Origin of the sequence: Metabacillus endolithicus, assembly GCF_023078335.1 — a bacterium.
GTDB classification, from domain to species: Bacteria; Bacillota; Bacilli; order Bacillales; family Bacillaceae; genus Metabacillus; species Metabacillus endolithicus.
Genome location: NZ_CP095550.1, coordinates 1318459 through 1336625 on the forward strand (window position 1 = coordinate 1318459; position 18167 = coordinate 1336625).

General features: G+C 34.2%; 17 protein-coding genes and 1 pseudogene. 3 read left to right on the forward strand and 15 right to left on the reverse strand.

Annotated elements, in window-relative coordinates; genetic code table 11:
- Positions 1 to 157 precede the first annotated feature (157 nt).
- Positions 158 to 304: a hypothetical protein gene (locus MVE64_RS07130; RefSeq protein WP_247345045.1), complete on the forward strand. Its 147-nt coding sequence runs from the start codon at positions 158 to 160 to the stop codon at positions 302 to 304.
- 137 nt (positions 305 to 441) lie between these two features.
- On the opposite strand, the gene MVE64_RS07135 is transcribed toward MVE64_RS07130, so the two are convergent.
- From MVE64_RS07135 to sppA, 7 genes are all read right to left on the reverse strand, one after another.
- Positions 442 to 1629, reverse strand: coding sequence for an acetate kinase (locus tag MVE64_RS07135; protein WP_247345048.1), 1188 nt, complete (start codon positions 1627 to 1629; stop codon positions 442 to 444).
- A gap of 395 nt (positions 1630 to 2024) precedes the next feature.
- Entirely contained in the window at positions 2025 to 3014 is a 990-nt protein-coding gene (locus tag MVE64_RS07140; RefSeq protein WP_247345051.1) for a class I SAM-dependent methyltransferase, read from the reverse strand.
- 146 nt (positions 3015 to 3160) lie between these two features.
- Positions 3161 to 3661, reverse strand: coding sequence for a thiol peroxidase (gene tpx / locus MVE64_RS07145; RefSeq protein WP_098795008.1), 501 nt, complete (start codon positions 3659 to 3661; stop codon positions 3161 to 3163).
- 128 nt (positions 3662 to 3789) lie between these two features.
- The gene (ytfJ, locus tag MVE64_RS07150; RefSeq protein ID WP_247345054.1) at positions 3790 to 4272 is read right to left on the reverse strand and encodes a GerW family sporulation protein; all 483 of its coding nucleotides are present in this window, start codon (positions 4270 to 4272) and stop codon (positions 3790 to 3792) included.
- A gap of 76 nt (positions 4273 to 4348) precedes the next feature.
- Positions 4349 to 5023: a DUF2953 domain-containing protein gene (locus tag MVE64_RS07155; RefSeq protein ID WP_247345057.1), complete on the reverse strand. Its 675-nt coding sequence runs from the start codon at positions 5021 to 5023 to the stop codon at positions 4349 to 4351.
- Positions 5024 to 5305: 282 nt separating this feature from the next.
- Positions 5306 to 5833 (reverse strand): RDD family protein, encoded by a 528-nt coding sequence (locus MVE64_RS07160; RefSeq protein ID WP_247345059.1) that lies wholly within the window; start codon positions 5831 to 5833, stop codon positions 5306 to 5308.
- Between the two features lie 13 nt (positions 5834 to 5846).
- Complete coding sequence (gene sppA / locus MVE64_RS07165; RefSeq protein WP_247345062.1) at positions 5847 to 6851, reverse strand: signal peptide peptidase SppA; 1005 nt, start codon at positions 6849 to 6851, stop codon at positions 5847 to 5849.
- Positions 6852 to 7004: 153 nt separating this feature from the next.
- On the opposite strand from sppA, the gene MVE64_RS07170 reads away from it, so the two are divergent.
- Positions 7005 to 7805 carry an NAD kinase gene (locus tag MVE64_RS07170; RefSeq protein WP_247345065.1) on the forward strand — a complete coding sequence of 267 codons (801 nt, stop codon included), beginning with the start codon at positions 7005 to 7007 and terminating at the stop codon, positions 7803 to 7805.
- A gap of 38 nt (positions 7806 to 7843) precedes the next feature.
- Here MVE64_RS07170 and MVE64_RS07175 read toward each other — a convergent pair whose 3' ends face one another.
- The 7 genes and pseudogenes from MVE64_RS07175 to ezrA all read right to left on the reverse strand — a co-directional run bounded on the left by MVE64_RS07175 (position 7844) and on the right by ezrA (position 16185).
- Entirely contained in the window at positions 7844 to 9445 is a 1602-nt protein-coding gene (locus tag MVE64_RS07175; RefSeq protein ID WP_247345068.1) for an amidohydrolase, read from the reverse strand.
- 163 nt (positions 9446 to 9608) lie between these two features.
- Positions 9609 to 11191, reverse strand: a pseudogene (gene mbcS / locus MVE64_RS07180) (acyl-CoA synthetase MbcS).
- A 162-nt stretch (positions 11192 to 11353) separates the two neighbouring features.
- Positions 11354 to 11497, reverse strand: a complete 144-nt coding sequence (locus MVE64_RS07185) for a hypothetical protein (RefSeq protein ID WP_162987437.1) — start codon at positions 11495 to 11497, stop codon at positions 11354 to 11356.
- Between the two features lie 70 nt (positions 11498 to 11567).
- Positions 11568 to 11783: an alpha/beta-type small acid-soluble spore protein gene (locus MVE64_RS07190; protein ID WP_098795000.1), complete on the reverse strand. Its 216-nt coding sequence runs from the start codon at positions 11781 to 11783 to the stop codon at positions 11568 to 11570.
- A gap of 118 nt (positions 11784 to 11901) precedes the next feature.
- On the reverse strand, positions 11902 to 13101 hold the full coding sequence (gene thiI / locus MVE64_RS07195) for a tRNA uracil 4-sulfurtransferase ThiI (RefSeq protein ID WP_247345071.1): 1200 nt from the start codon (positions 13099 to 13101) through the stop codon (positions 11902 to 11904).
- Between the two features lie 5 nt (positions 13102 to 13106).
- On the reverse strand, positions 13107 to 14252 hold the full coding sequence (locus tag MVE64_RS07200; RefSeq protein ID WP_247345073.1) for a cysteine desulfurase family protein: 1146 nt from the start codon (positions 14250 to 14252) through the stop codon (positions 13107 to 13109).
- Positions 14253 to 14475: 223 nt separating this feature from the next.
- Positions 14476 to 16185, reverse strand: coding sequence for a septation ring formation regulator EzrA (gene ezrA / locus MVE64_RS07205; protein ID WP_247345076.1), 1710 nt, complete (start codon positions 16183 to 16185; stop codon positions 14476 to 14478).
- A 418-nt stretch (positions 16186 to 16603) separates the two neighbouring features.
- Between ezrA and hisJ the strand changes: the two genes are divergently transcribed.
- Positions 16604 to 17416: a histidinol-phosphatase HisJ gene (gene hisJ, locus MVE64_RS07210; protein ID WP_247345078.1), complete on the forward strand. Its 813-nt coding sequence runs from the start codon at positions 16604 to 16606 to the stop codon at positions 17414 to 17416.
- Here the strand turns inward: hisJ and refZ are convergent.
- Entirely contained in the window at positions 17399 to 18049 is a 651-nt protein-coding gene (gene refZ / locus MVE64_RS07215) for a forespore capture DNA-binding protein RefZ (RefSeq protein ID WP_098794995.1), read from the reverse strand. The two genes, hisJ and refZ, sit on opposite strands and share 18 nt — an antisense overlap.
- Positions 18050 to 18167 lie beyond the last annotated feature (118 nt).

Below are 18167 nucleotides of genomic sequence, written 5' to 3' on the forward strand. Positions count from 1 at the left end.
GTAAAGATCGTTGCATTTAAAAATCAAATTTGAAGTTTTTGTTACATCTATTTTCTTTCGACAAGAAAAGCGTGTAACGAAATATAACAATCTTATAGAATGGATGTTGTACTCTAACATATGATAAACACAATCAAATTAAGAAGGAGTGTTGAAGATGAAACATTTCGTGTTTACGATTGATTCAGATGAAATTATTATCAAAGCAAATGGAATGATTGATGCGATCTCAAAGGTAAAAAAAATGATTACAGACAGTGGGCATGATAAAAAAGAATTGAAGTTTGTAGGTGTTAAGTATTAATGATTTTATATAATTCCTCTAAAAGAGATTCTAAACAATACCCCGGTATGCTGGTTAAATAAACACTTTAACCCTGCATACCGTTTTTAATCTGTATAGAAAAAGACAACCATTAAGGTTGCCTTTTAGAAACATGATTATTTTGCCATTCTTACTACATCTCTTGCAATCATTACTTCTTCATTTGTAGGGATTACTAATACTTTTACTGGTGAATGTGGATAGCTAAGGTACGCCTCTTCTCCACGAACCTTATTAAGTGCAGGATCCCAATAAATCCCCATAAATTCAAGACCTTTTAATACACGAGCACGAATTTCTGTACTATTTTCACCAATACCGGCTGTGAAAATAATTGCATCAACACCTGACATTCTTGCAGCATAAGAACCAATATATTTATGGATACGACTTGCAAACACTTCTAATGCTGTTTCTGCTCTCTCGTTGCCTTCTTTAGCAGCTGATTCGATATCACGTAAATCACTTGAAAGACCAGAAATCCCTAATATACCGCTTTTCTTATTTAAAATATCTAGCACTTCATCAGCTGTTTTTTCTGTTTTCTCCATAATAAATGGAATTAAAGCCGGATCAATGTTCCCTGAACGTGTACCCATTGCTACACCTGCTAGCGGTGTAAAGCCCATCGATGTATCAATAGAACGACCGCCTTCAATAGCAGCAATACTTGCTCCATTACCTAAGTGACATGAAATTAAGCGTAAATGCTCTACAGGTCTTCCTAAGATTTCTGCTGCACGCTCTGATACATATTTATGGGAAGTACCATGGAAGCCATATTTACGAATTCCATACTTTTCGTAATATTCATACGGTAGGCTATATAAGAAAGATTGTTCTGGCATTGTTTGGTGAAATGCTGTATCAAATACTGCAACAGCTTCAACATTTGGAAGAACTTCTTTAAAAGCCTTGATTCCTACAATATTGGCAGGATTGTGAAGTGGTGCCAAATCAGAAAGCTCTTCAATCTTAGCAAGTGTTTCATCTGTAATTAAAACAGAATCATTAAATACTTCTCCACCATGCACAACACGATGTCCAATTCCATCTATTTCATCTAAAGATTGAATAATCCCTAAACCTGTTAGCTTAGATAATAAAATTTTAACAGCTACAGCATGGTCTGGAATATCTGATACTTCTGTTTGTTTTTCACCATTTACAGTAATGCTGAAAACCGAATCGTTAATCCCAATTCTTTCAACTAATCCTTTTGTTAATACTGTCTCACTTGGCATATCAAAAAGTTGAAATTTTAGAGATGAACTACCCGCATTGATTGCAATAATTTTTGCCATTTAGTAACTCTCCTTTTTTGTTTATACAAGCTGCCGTTAACAAAAACTCTTCGTATGTAAAACGATCAGCAAGACATCTTTCAATTAATCGTTAGTCTATATTAAAAAAATCATTTCACAGAGACTCATCATAATCTTTACTTTCTTATTCTCTACAAAATGCTACCGATTATTATCTGCCTTTTCCATTTAAACACTGACATTTCGACATTTCAAGAACTTGATAAAATTGCAATCGGTTACACCTAAAATTCGTATAATTCAAATAATTCAACTTATGGATTAGGTACAGTAGATAACGAAATTACACCTGTTTTTATAAAAAATCTCTATCAAATAGTACCGAATCATAAACAAAAAAAGAGACTCTTTTTGAGCCCCTTTCCTGTTTTTCATTACTTGTTTTCACTAAACCATTTATCAATTTGCTTCATTATTGAGTTCATTGCCTCTTTATTTGAAAATTTCGGAAGCTCAGCTAGTATTGCTTGTTTTGGCTGGGTAGCTTTTTCTCCTTTTTTCTGAAGAATTAAGATACTTTTTCCGTGTCTTTCATCTTTAAAAAGTGATAATGGTAATTTAATAAAGCCTTGTATAATTGCTGCTTTCCGTAGATACTCATTTAGCTTTGGTGCTTCTTTTGTTTCAAATAAAGAATTAGGAACAACAAAAAATAAATATCCATCTTCCTTAATATGTTTGATACTCTGCTCCATAAAAAGGTGATGTGAATAAGAATGACCTTCATCAGCTTTTAATTCATATTTTGCTGCTTCCAGATCATTAGGATAATACCCCACTGGAAGATCGCAAACAACAAGATCAACTGGATCTATAAACAATCGCTCTAAGCTATCTTGATTAAAAAATTGAACAGGATGCTCCTGAAGATTTGCGGTTATATAAGCTAATCTTATAAGCAAATCATCAACTTCAACCCCGTAACTATCCACTTCATCGATCGTTAAATAATTCAGGATTGTTGTAAGTAAATTTCCTGTTCCTACTGCCGGATCTAGTATTGATAGTTTGTTTTGTTTCCCCACAAATTTACTAACCAGATATCCCAAGAACAATCCAATTGTATCTGGTGTCATTTGATGATTAGGGTGTGCACCATCTTTTAATCCTTTTAAGATTGCTAATTGAAAAGCTTTACGCAACTCTTCTCTATCATACGAACCTAACGTTACAGATTCATATTTTCTTTTTAAGCTTTTAGAAGTTACCTCACTTAAATCCTCTTGTAAGATAGATTGTTGGAATAAGTTTTCTCCTGTTTCAGCTAACGCCTCTATGTATGTAATATTACACTCCTGAGCGAGTAAATCTGCTGTTTCATTTATTACTGCAAACAAATTTTCAATCTTTGATATTGTTTTCATACATTTACTCCTCCTAGCACTTTACCTCTTTCCATTCTAGACATTGTTTTTCGTTTAGTCAAAGTAATCGTACTAGAATCAGTAAATAGAAAACGAAATAAAAATAGAAAAAGGACCAACATATTGTCAGTCCCACATGATTAAACTTATTGTGCAGCTTTAGCTGCTTCAATTGCCGCTTCATAATTTGGATGATTCGTTGCTTCACTAACATATTCCACATATGTTACTTTATCATTTGAATCTACAACAAATACTGATCTTGCTAATAAACGTAATTCCTTGATTAATACACCATAAGCTTCACCAAAAGAAGCATCACGGTGATCAGATAATGTTTTTACATTTTCAAGACCATTTGATGCACACCATCTTTTTTGTGCAAATGGTAAATCCATGCTAACAGTTAGCACTTCAACATTTTCAAGCTTTGATGCATCTTCATTAAAACGGCGGGTTTGTGCATCACAAACTCCTGTATCAATAGAAGGAACTACTGAAATAATACGTACTTTCCCTTTTGAATCAGCTAGTGAAACTGGTGATAAATCATTCGCCAGTACAGTAAAATCTGGTGCTTGATCACCAACATTAACTTCATTTCCTAGTAATGTAACTGGGTTATTTTTGAACGTAATAGATGCCATACCGAACTCCTCCTTTTAATTATGTACAGAGTAAATATAGCCTAGCTTTCCAAAATTATCAATTATTATGTTTTTAAAGTTTCAGTTAACTTTACCTTCCGAAAAAATAACTGCCTAATAGTAGGCAGTTAAATGTCTAGATCTTGTTTTTGATTTTGACTTGATTGATTGCTATTAATATCTTCTAAAGGATCATTCTTTTGGTCATTACTCTTATCCTTTTTAAATATACCCTGAATTTTTTCAACCGCTTGAGGTGCAGCCTCCAAAATTTTCTCGTATAAGTGGGTGCTCTCGTCTAAATGAAGCATCTTCACTCCATTTGAAGAAACGATTAAGAATGCGATAGGAGTGATTGAAACTCCACCACCACTTCCTCCGCCAAATGGAAGCTTTGGTGTTTTTTGACCTTGACCATCACTTTCTTCTTTGCTAGCTGAATTAAATTCACTACCTCCAGCTGCAAAACCAAAGCCAACCTTTGAAACAGTTAAAATTACACTTCCATCGGGTGTCTCAACAGGATCTCCTACAATGGTATTTACATCAATCATTTGTTTTAAATTTTCCATTGCAGTCTTCATTAACCCTTGAATTGGATGATCACTCATTATGTAGCCTCCTTTAGAAATTATAACCGGTCATGCTCATCTCATCGAGAAGGGGTCATAGCCATCTTAGTTCATGCTAATTTGCAAAAAATGAAAATGGTTTGGTCTTAAGTTTAGGGCGACCACCTTTCCAATATTTGATAAGCTGAATACCTGCCAACATAGCTTGCCCGATTCGAAATTGAATCATACATTGTAATTTTGTTCTTGAACAATAAACATTAAATTCAGGTGTAATTGAAATAATAGGTGTTGTATGCAACTGCATATATTGACTAACAATTCCAACCACTCCACCTTTTATCGACCATACTAATCCTGTCAGCATTCCTGTATGGGCAGCATCTCCAATTCCGATTTGTGAATGCCACTCAAATTCTTTCACTTTTACTTTCTTTAAAAACCGTCGTACTATTTTATGTAATCCCACTACATGCTGTAGAATTTCTTTTACATCATGTATCGCTTTTACTTCCTCTTCAGGTGTAATCTTTTCTTTTCCTTTTTTCACCTTTTTGTTTGAATTCTCATCACCAATCTTCTGCTCTTGCTTAACAATTACATTTGCTTCATCATCAACCTTTATTAGAGGAATGGATATCGTATAACGAATCATGCCAAGCCATGCCCGAAACTTTATTTTTATATGATCATCATCTCCGACGTGAAGTAAATCAATGATAACTGTTAGTCTTGTCATTAAAATAAGAAAAAAAGGAATAATAATATCAATATAATGACTATGATCCAAACCATTATGTCACACCCTTTCATTTTGCATTATCACCTCTTAAAAATTAAAATAAACCTGCTATTTTATATAACAGGTTAAAAATAGGCTTGTTGATTAAACAAGTATAAGAGAGATCAAGAACAATACTGCTAAGAAGACGAAGAGAAATGGTCTTCATAAGAGCGATGAAGAACAAAATTGCGGGGGAATTCGAAGACTCTTTTCTCCACTCAAATAAAAAGACTGCAGACAGACAAGACCAATTACGATCGAGTGTATCTACAGTCTGCAGCCTGTTGATTAAACAACAGACTCTTCTTTGATTGATTTGGAAAATACTTTTTCATGAATAACTAGGGTGTCAGCAAAAAGATCATGTAAAGCTTGTTTTTTTGGAGTAAATGCTACAATCACATAGCCAACCCAAATCATTTTTGAAATATACCTTCCAATTAACTCTCTGAATAAGATTGTACCCCAATTTACATTTTCTTCTCCCTTAGTAGAAACTACTTTTAATCCAAAAACCATTTTCCCTAAGGTTTGCTTCAACAGTTTTGTCATGATCACAAAATATGCAAAAAATGTAATGGCAGTAATAATTGAAACAACTGAAAAGATATATGAATCATTTGTATCTATGCCTATTAATTGTAACAGGGGGTAAACAAGGATACGATTAATACTACCAATAACAATCAGGTCTATTAAATATGCCCAAAAACGAATCCAGAAGCCTGCTAGTAGATTTGTATAGTCTACAACTGTTTCTTTTTCTACAGGTTGATCCTTTTCAGGATGATCTAACCCCTCAAATGTAGCGTCCACATACAGTACCTCCTTATTCAGAATATAAATACATTAGCCTTGGTGAATTTGTATTTGATAGAAGCTGATAAAGATTTGACAGTTCAATGTCTTCCTTAAATACTTTGCCAGCAGTCATTGTTAGAAAGCTTTCAAACCCTAAAGCTGTACCGTATTGAATCACTTGCGCATCCTCTATTTTCAAATCCTTTTTCATTGCTTCAACTGTATCGTCAAAATAACCTAATTCATCTATTAAGTTAATTTCCTTCGCTTGTCTTCCATCATAAACTCGACCATCCGCAACCTTTCGTACCTGATCTTCTGACAATGGTCGTCCTTCTGTGATAACATCAACAAATCCCGCATAAGCATTATCGACCATTGATTGTAGAATGTTTCTTTCATCCTCTGTCATTTCACGGGTTGGTGAAAAAATATCTTTGTATGGTCCGCTCTTAATCGTTTCAAACTTCACACCATACTTTTCAGCCAATCCTCCATAGTTAATAGACTGCATAATTACACCTAAAGAACCAGTTAACGTATCAGGTGCAGCAAAAATTTTATCTCCTGCTGTAGAAATGTAATATCCTCCTGATGCTGCTTGTGTTCCCATCGATACATACAATGGTTTTTTGCTAGTTTCTTTTAACTCAAGAAGTTTTTTATGTATTTCTGCACTTTCCACAACTCCGCCACCAGGAGAATTCACCCTTAAAATGACTCCTTTTATCGTGTTATCCTCACCAGCAGCCTCTATCATATCTAAAAACGTTTGATGTTGATATCCCGCTGTACTAAAGAACGAGGTAACATCTTCGCCTGTGTCTTGGATCACTCCATTTACATTTAACACAAGAATTTTACTAAATTCAGAACCATCATCAATGACTTCCTCGGAAAACTCTGAACCAGTAGAGAACGCTTCTGTGAACATCTCACTTTGATTTAAGAACATCATTGTTGAGCTGATAATAATGGAGAATACAAATAAAACAGCTGCAATTGCTAAAGCTCCCCAGCGCTTACCATTCATTGTTCTTACCTCCTCTATTTTTTTGCAGTTATTATGATTTATCTAGCATGTTGAAACATTTTCTTATGTAAAAGTGGTAAACTAAACAACATAAAGTATTGTACCATCTTCAAGGAAAAATGTGGAGATTTACATATCTAAGGAGGAATCATTGTGACAGATCGTCGTAATATTTACTTTTTCTACAAAAAAGAGGAACATACACTTGAAAAAATTAACACATTAATTGAAGCTGCTAAAAATAGTGATTTTATAGTTGTAAATGATTATAAAAAGGCAAACATCATTGTCAGTATCGGAGGAGATGGTGCTTTCCTTCAAGCTGCACGAAAAACAAATTTCAGATCAGATTGTTTGTATGTTGGCATCGGCGTTGATGATACATTAAGCCTATACTGCGATTTTCATTTAGATGATATCGAGAAAATGATAGAAGCAATAAATGAATCACAAATTGAAGTAAGACGATATCCTGTTTTAGAAGTAAAAATTGATGATTCAACAACGTTTAAATGCTTAAACGAATGCTCCATTCGTTCAGGCATCATAAAAACATTTGTTATTGATGTTTTTATCGATAATCTCCATTTTGAAACATTCAGAGGAGATGGCATGTTGATTTCTACACCAACGGGAAGCACTGGATATACCAAGTCTGTAAACGGAGCAGTCGTTGATCCTATGTTACCATGTTTACAAGTGAGTGAATTAGCTTCATTAAACAATAACCTTTACCGTACTCTAGGCTCTTCCTTTATTCTTAGCGATAAAAGAAAATTAAAGCTTAAGGTTGTACAAGATGGTAATGACTATCCTGTTATTGGTATGGATAATGAAGCATTAAGTATTCGCCATGTCCAGGAATTAGAGTTCGGTTTAAGTGAACAACCAATTAAAACGGTTAAACTTAAAGATAATTCTTTTTGGGAAAAAGTGCAGAGAACCTTTTTATAATACAGTTAATAAACCGGGGAAGAATACCTTCCTCGGTTTTATGTTATTTGCAACGCATTCTTCTTATAAACAATTTCATTATCTACTACTGTCATCATGACATTCGTACTTAAGAGTTTATCTGGTTCAATTGTAAAAATATCTTGATCCAAAATTGTAAAATCTGCCGTATATCCTTTTTTAATCATGCCTCTATCGCGTTCATGATGAATAGCGTATGCACTGCCTTTTGTAAAAAGCTCAACAGCTTCGTACATCGATAATTTTTCTTCTGGAAGATAACTTTTTCCTGTTTCCTCATATTCGCTTGTTCTTGTCACAGCAGCATGAATTCCTAATAAGGGATCAACCGGCTCAATTGGTGCATCTGATCCTCCCGCACAGTGAATTCCTTCATTTAAAAGCGTCTTCCAAGCATAGCAGGATTCTAAATGTTCTTCCCCAATTCGGTCAATAACCCATGGAAAATCACTAGTTACAAAACGAGGCTGAATATCTAAAATAATGGGCAAATTCTTAGCTTTTTCAATTAATTCTTTTCTTAGAATTTGAGCATGAATAAGACGATCATGTTGTCCCTTCAAAGGTGGATTGTTTTTAATAATATCAATTGTCCACTGAAATGCTAGGTCACCAATTACATGAACTGCAACTTCCATCTTATATTGTCTCGCCTTTTGGACCAATCCCTCTAACTCTTTCTTTGTGTGAATAGCAACCCCTGATGTTGCTGGTTCATCTTTATATGGAAAACTAAGTAGTGCTGTTCTTCCACCAAGGGCACCATCAGCAAAGATTTTCATAGCTCCAAATTCACCAAACTCTCCAATCTCTCTCTTTTTCTGTTGAAATTCATCAACGATAAGATGATGAACAAGTAAATGACTTCGAAATTTTAAGCCATTGTTTAATACTCTTTGAAAAGCTTCTAATGTATTTTCCAAACTTCCATAATAAGAGAGATCTTCGGTATGAGCTCCTACCAGCCCTTTTTGATAGCAATCTTTAATAGATGTTTGAAGAGCAAACTCTAGTTCTTCAACTGTCGGGGACGGAGCGATATTAAGGACAAGCTCCTGTGCTTGATCTAACAAATATCCAGTTGGGTTAAGCTCCTGATCTCTGACAATAACCCCACCTGCTGGATCATCTGATTCTTTAGAAATATTCGCAAGTTCCAATGCTTTTGAATTGGCTATAATAGCATGACGACATATACGTCTTAACATAACAGGATGATCTGGCGATACTTCATCTAAGTCTGAGCGATGAAGTATTCTTTGATCTTCCAATTGATTTTCGTTCCAACCCTCGCCAATAATCCAAGTTCCCTTTTTTACTTCAGTTGCTCTTTTTTTTATACTTTGAATAATCTCACTGGAGTTAGTTGTTTTTGAAAAATCCAATCTTAGCAGCTTTTCTCCATGAGCAATTAAATGAAGATGGCTATCGACCAGCCCTGGAATCATTGTATGACCTTGCAGGTTCTGTTTCTCTGTAATTTCATCAGAGTACTGAGTAGTAAGTGTTTCATAGCTACCTACGTCTACGATTCGCCCATTTTTTGTAAAAACAGCATCAACTTTACCTTTTTCCTGTTCTAATGTGTAGATGTTTCCACCAAACCATAACGTTCCCATATTATTCCTCCACCAAAAGAGTCGTTTACTGAATGGTACCATATTTCAACTTCCATAAAAAATAACCAGGAAGTAATTCCACCCTGGTTATTTTTGGACGATAGTATAGGAAAGTCTAAAGCTTTCACTACTGAGACTTAGCAATAAGCCAAGTTTTTCTATACTATGCCTGTTTAAGCTTTAATTCACGTTCTCTTAATACTACGCGTCGAATTTTTCCTGAAGTTGTTTTTGGTAAATCTTCAATAAATTCGATTTCTCTAGGATACTTATAAGGAGCTGTTAAATCTTTCACGTGCTGCTGAAGGGTCGATATAATGTCTGGTTCATTGGCTAATGAAGGATTTCTTAACACAACAAATGCTTTTACAACATTTCCTCTTACCTCGTCAGGACTTGCAACAACAGCACATTCTTTCACATATGGATGTTTCACAAGAGCGTCTTCTACCTCGAAAGGTCCAATGGTATATCCTGAACTAATAATAATATCATCACTTCTACCTTCGAACCAGAAATATCCATCTTCATCCATTCGGGCACGGTCACCAGTTACATAATAATCACCTCTGAACTGCATAGCAGTTCGTTCAAAATCCTTATAATATTCTTTAAATAAAGCTGGTGTGTCTCGGTGAACCGCAATGTCTCCGACTTCCCCTACAGCACAAACTTCACTTTCATCATTAATAATCTTCACATCATTACCTGGTGTTGGTTTCCCCATTGAACCAGGCTTAATTTCCATTCCTTTTAATACACCAACAAGTAAAGTGTTCTCTGTTTGTCCATAACCATCGCGTACTTTAACATTAAAATATTTTTGGAATGTTTCAATAACCTCTCTATTTAAAGGCTCTCCGGCAGATACAGCACTATGTAAGTTTGTAAGTGAATATTGATCTAGTTTTTCAACCTTTGCCATTAAACGATATTCAGTTGGTGTACAGCATAAAACATTTACACTGTAATCGTCTAAAAGCTGTAAGTATTTTTCTGGATCAAACTTCCCGTGGTAGATCAATCCCGTTGCCCCGGAACCTAATACAGATAAAAACGGACTCCAAACCCACTTTTGCCAACCAGGACCTGCAGTTGCCCAAACAACATCATTTTCATCAATACTTAGCCAATTTTTGGCTGCTGTTCTTAAATGAGCAAAAGCCACCCATGTGTATGGACAACCCCTTTAGGGTTGCCTGTTGTACCAGAAGTGTAAGATATAAAAGCCATACTATCTGACTTTGTTTGGACTGGTTCCATTGAGGTACTTTGCGAACATATCAATTCTTCTAACGAAATCCAATCTTGTTTATTTCCCTCTACAACAAATTTTTTAAGGCTATGATATTCCTTTATCTCTATAAATTCATCTGTATAAAGCCCATAGCTTATAACGGCCTTTACATCTCCATGTGTAATTCGGTATTGTAAATCTTTTGTTTTCAGCATTTCGGAGCTAGGAATAACAATTAACCCCGCCTTTAACGCTCCCAGATATACAGCATAGGCATCTATCACTCTAGGAATCACTACTAAAACTGTTTGTCCAGGCTTTAACCCCTGCTCTAATAAAGCGTTTCCAATCTGATTTACTCGATTTATTAATGAATGGTAGGTAATTTCCTTTTTCTCACCTTGTTCGTTTTCCCATTTTAATGCAACTTTTGTGGAGTCTCCAGCATATTTCTCTATTTCTTCAACTAGATTATAAATTGGTGGTGCAAGAAGTTCTTCTCTTACCATATTTCCCCCTCCTTCACATTTATACTTCATATTATACCTAATCGTCCGAACTTTTTAAATGTTAATGAAACTTCATTAAGACAGAATAAATGCGGATTTCCGACATGAAAAACTAGAAAAAAACTAAAAACAGACCCCAATAAGGCCTGTTAGGAATTTATCTTAGCTTTGCTCATTTGCTTGTTTAGCATTCTTAGGTTCATTTCTTCTTTTTCTTTGCTGTTTTCGACTTTTTTGAAGTTTTTGTCGTTGTTCTCTTTCACCATCATATTCTTCTGCAATTTCTTCTCGATCATCTCTAGTCAAATGGAACACCCCTTTTTTCACATTGAAAAGAGTGGGGTTCCCCCACCCTTCGTAGCCATTATATATTTAATTATTGTTGGTAAGAACCGCTCATTTGTTGTTGAGCAAAAGAAACTAAACGTTTAGTGATTTCACCACCAACTGAACCGTTAGCGCGTGAAGTTGTTTCTGGTCCTAAGTTAACACCAAATTCAGAAGCGATTTCATACTTCATTTGATCGATAGCTTGTGCAGCACCAGGTACAACTAGTTGGTTTGAGCTATTAGATCCACTGTTTTGTGCCATGTGTATCACCTCCTTGTGAGTATAGAATGTGTAAATACACATGGCTTCATTCATTATTTTAGTTGGTAATTCTTCACAACTAAGTGAAGTTTACAACAATGAAACTATAGTCAAAATTTTATAATAAAGAATCAAAATCAGCTTCTTTCTCTTTTGCAATCGTTAATACTTCTATGTTAGAAACAGCTTCATCTACAAGTTCATCAAAATCAACGAAGCTTTCAAATCTGGATACTTTTTCTACCTTAGGTCTTGTTTTAGGATTTGCTGGGGTGAAAATTGTACAACAATCCTCATATGGACGGATAGAGATATCATGTGTTCCAATTTCTTTTGCAATTGAAATGATTTCTGTCTTATCCATTGTAATCAATGGTCTTAAAATAGGTGTATTTGTTACATCGTTGATCGCAACCATGCTTTCCAATGTTTGACTAGCCACTTGACCAAGACTTTCTCCAGTAATTAACGCCAAACCCTGTTGTTTTTCGCGAAGCTTGTCTGCTATTTTCAGCATCATTCTTCTTGTTGACGTCATTGTATAATTTTCTGGAACCTGCTCTTGAATTTTTTCTTGAATCTTTGTAAACGGCACAATATGTAAAGTGATCTTCCCCCCAAAGGAAGTTAGCTCTCTTGTTAAATCAATCACTTTTTGTTTAGCACGGTCACTCGTGTATGGAGGACTGAAGAAGTGAATAACCTCAAGCTCAACCCCTCTTTTTAATGAAAGAAAACCAGCAACAGGACTATCTATACCTCCAGATAGCAAAAGGACTGCTTTTCCACCAGATCCAACTGGTAACCCCCCTGCTCCTTTATAGTCATAACATGTTATATAAGTTGCTTCCGATCGTACTTCAACACGAACATTAATCTTTGGATTTTTAACATCAACAGTTAAGTCATTTGTATTAACTAAAATATGACTTCCTATTTGATAATTTAACTCATTCGTATCAAGAGGAAATTGCTTATCTGCCCGCTTAGCGGTTACTTTAAAAGTATCATTAGGCTGGTATAGACTTTCGATCGCTTTTAATGCCATTTCCTTAATATGTGATATCTCACTTTTACATTTAATTGCTAAACTAAATGATTGAATTCCGAATATAAGTTTAAGCTTTTCAACTATTTCCTCGTGTTTTTCTCCATTTAAATGCAGATAGAGTCGATCTCTTGTTGCTTCATATGTTAAGTTTGGAAAATCCATTAAAACTTCTCTAATATTTCTTTTTAACCGGTCAACAAACTTTCTTCGATTTCTCCCTTTAGTAGATATTTCCCCAAAACGAATTAATATGTGATCAAATTCCATATATCCTACCTCATTACCTTGATTATTTTTTCCTTACCTTTTAATAGCATGTTAATAAAAGGTTCGATGATTTCTTCATTATCATCTAACGATAAACTGACTCTTATTGCAGATTTGGCAATACCGTCATGTTTTCCCATTGCTAAAAGAGCCTTGCTCATCTTTTTATCTCTTGAAGAACATGCTGATGTAGTTGAAACATAAATATCGTTTTCTCCAAGAAAATGAATGAGTACTTCAGCTTTTAAGCCTGGTACTGAGAAATTGAGTATATGTGGTGCAGAATGATTTCGTGGAGTATTTATCTCAACGCCATCTATTTTTGATAATTCAAGCATAAGTTTATCTCGTGTCATTTTTACTTGTTTTAGTTGTTTTCCTGCTTTTTCTGTTGACAACCTCAGAGCCTTTGCCAAAGCTACATTTCCAGCAAGACTTTCCGTTCCAGATCTAACATTGAGTTCTTGTGCACCACCAGAAAAAAGTGGAGCAAGTTCTACACCTTTGCGTACAAATAAAACACCCGTTCCATTCAAGCTATGAAATTTATGGCCTGAGATTGTACATAAATCAATTTTAGCTTTATTAAAATCAAGTGGGACCTTTGTTATTCCTTGAACATGATCAACATGAAAAAGCGCATTTGAAGATTCTTTTATCATATGACCAATTTCTTCAATTGGTTGAATGGTGCCAATTTCATTATGAACATGCATAATAGAAACCAAAATGGTATCTTTTTTTAGCGCCTTCTTAACATCTTCGGCTGAAACTCTACCATTCTGATCAACAGGAAGGTATGTCACGTTAAAGTTATGTACCTGCTCTAGTTGTTTAAATGATTCCAACACTGACGGATGCTCGATAGCAGATGTTATAAGATGTTTTCCTTTATGATTAGTAGAAAAAGCTGCTCCTTTTATAGCAAGATTGTTTCCTTCTGTACCACCCGAAGTAAAAATTATTTCTTCCGGTAAAACTCCTAGCAGTCCGGCAACCTGTTGTCTTGATTGACTTAACAATCTTTCTGCTTCACTACCAAGCTTATGAATGGAAGAAGGATTTGCAAAGTAATCTTTGGCAACTTTCATATAAGTTGCTAAAACTTCATCATATGGTTTTGTTGTGGCACTGTTGTCTAAATACAACATTTTGCTTCCTCCAAATTGCTATGTTTATATTTAATTTTATAAATGAGTTGAATTCATATAAATGATCCACGCAATTAGTTTTATCAATGTGTAATCATAACATATTAAGACTGCAAATAAAAACAATTCAATACTTAGGTAATCGTTCGCATTTCCTAAATAAAAAAATGATAGGAAGAACTAAGTTCCACTATTATTTCGAAACTTGGTTCCTCTTATCATTTTACTTATAGGATATTGTTTTATCTTGTTCATTTATTAGTTCCCGAATTTTTTCGAAAGAACCAGGTTCTACTTGTTCTAGTGCTGCAGCTGCAACGTTTAATGCCTCATTGTAATCGTTATGTCTAAACAATTCTTCAGCCTGCTTAAATTTTGTAGCAAGTTGCTGATTACGGCTTCGGTATCTGTTTCCATACTGGATGATTTGCTCTACTAAGTATACCTCTTCAATGAGATCGTCCCCAGTTTCTTTTAAAGACTTAACTGATTGAATAGCCTCTGATAGTAACTCATTAACAATCACCATATTAAGTGGAATTTCATCCAATTTCGTTGTTACCTTTAGAACATCCCGTTTAGCTCTTTCTATTAATTCAAGGAACTCAACAGGCAGACCAGGTATATTACTTTGTTGTACCGATCTTGTTGTATCAAGAAGCAGTCTTTTTAATTGATTTAAGCTATCTCTTGCTTGAAGCTCATCACTTCTAAGAGTTTGAAGCATTTCACGGTATTGATTATGTTCTTCTAATAACTGCTTAATTTGTTTATCAATGTCTTCAAGATCTTCTTTCACGATGGAATGAGCCACTTGGTCATTTAATAAGTTCTGTTGAATATGTGCAAATTTCTTCTCAACCTGTAATATCTGCTTTTCAATTAGCTTTTGTTTATCTAATTCAGTCGTTGAAAGTTGATAACTCTGTTTAACAAGCTCTGTTTCTTCAACAGTAGCTTCTTTTTGTTCTGATAGTTCAACTAATTGATCATGTATTTGATCTTTCACTTTTTTAACAAACTGATTAGCCTCAACTTCTTTTTCTAATAAATCATATAAGTTATCAATAGATTCCTGAATGAATTGCAAGCCATCCTGTACATCATCAAGATCAGCTTCTTCTAGTTTCTTTTTGAACTTTTCTAGCTGATTGTTTATCTTCTCAATTTCTAAATCTAATTGAATATGCTCTAAATAGTAGCCTGATGCTACCATTTCCTTGTATCCTTCTTTTAGTTCATTTACTAAGTTTGGAATTGTCACTGAGCATTCCGTCAATAATTTAGGAAGTTCATTCATTTTTTCTTGTAGAACATCAAGGTCCATTTTTAGCTTAACTAACACTTCTCTAGCTACTAAATAATTTCCCTGTTCAGTTTCAGCATCAAATTGTTTAAGTGAGTCTGTTATTTCAGTTAAGGTGTCATCTAATTTACGATGTGCTTTACCAAACTGATGACTATGAGCTAATAAGGTCTTTTTAACTCGTTTATATTGGTCTTTTACTTCTTCACCTTCAACTGTATTTTTCTCTTCACTCGTAACAAGTTCATTAATTTCTTCAATAATCTTATCGATATTTTCATTTACAGTTAAAAGAACAGTGTCAATATGTTGTAAAACACCTTGTGACTTTTTAAATCGATATTTATCAGCGAAATCCTCGGCATCAAAAAGTAACTCTTCGACTTCAGGGAGTTGAGTTGTAATAATCTCATCCCACTCAGCTCTCCATTGTTCAAACAATTCTTCTGCTTGTCCAACCATTTTCAACTCTTTTACTTTCGATAACTCATCGATAATTGAGCGATTCATAATTTCAATCTTACGCGCCTCTAGACGATCAACCTCTTTATATATTTTTCTTCTAAACATGTATCCCGCACCAAATACAATACATATCAGAAGGACAATTCCAATTAAAACTTCCATAGTTGGCCCCCTCGTACTACACAAAATCCTCATGACAGGGAAGAAGAGTTCCCGGATGATGTACATCTTTCAACATCATGCTGATAAGCGTTATTAAGTATCTATCTATTTTTTCGTATGTTGAATATGTTTATTGTTGTTAATTAGTATTGTTCTCTTTAGAGTCTCCTTTTTTAACATACAATTAACAATCTATTAAAAACCCTTAAAAAATCATATATATTCTAAGACTTTGTTAATGTTAATTCAATGTATTTATGATACCATGTAAACGACATTTTTTGACCACAAATTTTAAATTTTTTACATTATTTGTCCAGTTATGATGAAAGGGCATCTATATCTTTAATAAACAGGCTGAAACGTGTAACTAGATGACAATATAAATTTTATTGTTACAGCAAAAGGGGGAGAAAATATGCTACTAAAGAAGGATGGACATGTTCACACACCATTTTGTCCACATGGATCAATTGATGAACTGGAGTTATATATTGAACAGGCTATAAAAGAGGGGTTTAACTGCCTAACATTCACTGAACACGCTCCACTTCCAAAAGGCTTTAAAGATCCAACACCACTAGAAGATAGTGCCATGAAACTAGAAGAACTTGGCGATTATTTTGAAAGTATCCTTTTATTAAAAGAAAGATATCAAAATTCTATTACCATTAATGTTGGTTTGGAAATTGACTATATAAGAGATTACGAAAAAGAAACTACTGATTTTTTAAATGAATATGGAAAATACTTAGATGATAGTATTTTATCTGTTCACTTTTTAAAGATAAAAGATCAATATTATTGTATGGATTTTGATGATAAAACCTTTAATGAAATGATTTCCGAAACAGGTTCATTAAAAGTACTACATGAAACCTATTACAATGAAGTTCTTCACTCAATTAATAGTGATTTAGGAAAATATAAACCAAAAAGAATTGGGCACATAACTCTTGCAAACAAATTTCAAAAACTTTTCCCTGTTACCTTCTCAAATGAAAAGTGGATACTTGATATTTTAACTTCGATTAAAGAAAAAAACCTAGAAATAGATTATAATGTAGCAGGATTAAGAAAAGAATATTGTGGTGAAGTCTATCCTAATGATGAAATTGCAAAAATGGCAATAAAACAAGAAATCCCTCTCATCTATGGGTCAGATGCCCACAGTGCTAGGGATGTTGGAAAGAACTATAAATATTTTGAGCAGTTATCGAATAGCAAGTAGATTGCGATCTTGTGAGAACTTGTCTACTAACAACGAATTTAGCCATAATTTCAACTCTTTATAATACTGATGCACAAAGTATGCTTCGTGAGGTTGAATATGAAGGACTTCACTCATGTATTGTGGCTGTAAATACGGCATATGCAATAAACTTCTAAGTTGGATGATTAAATGCGGGATAAATCCCTTTCGAAAATGTCCTTCCTCGATCCCTTGTTCTAATAGTGACTTAATGTAATATTTCTCTTTGGTTAAATAGGTTGTCATCACCTCACGATTTAAAACAGAGTCTACTGTCACTTCACGATACACTAATCGAGAAAGTTGACGGTTTTCATGCTGATAATGCAATAAATCTAAAATCATTTTACTAAGCACATCATGGGTGTTTCCATATTGTATATGTGAGTAATTTTCTTCAATGATTTTAAGATAACCTTCATAATAATGTGATACAAGATATTCAAGAAGTCCACCTTTTCCTTTAAAATAATATGAAATGTGGGCAACATTTACATTGGCTCTATTGGCTATCTCTCTTACAGAGGTACCCGTAAATCCCTTAGAGTTAAATAAGTAAATGGCAGCATCAAGTATCTTTTGTTTTGTATCACGGGAGTTTGTTTGAGTCATAGTCATTACACCTCCTATTCATATATAATATCTTCAATCATTTAGTATCAAACTCCTTTATGATTCGCTCGACAAAGTTCTTCATCATAAGGGAAATTTATCAAAAGGTAGGTAATTT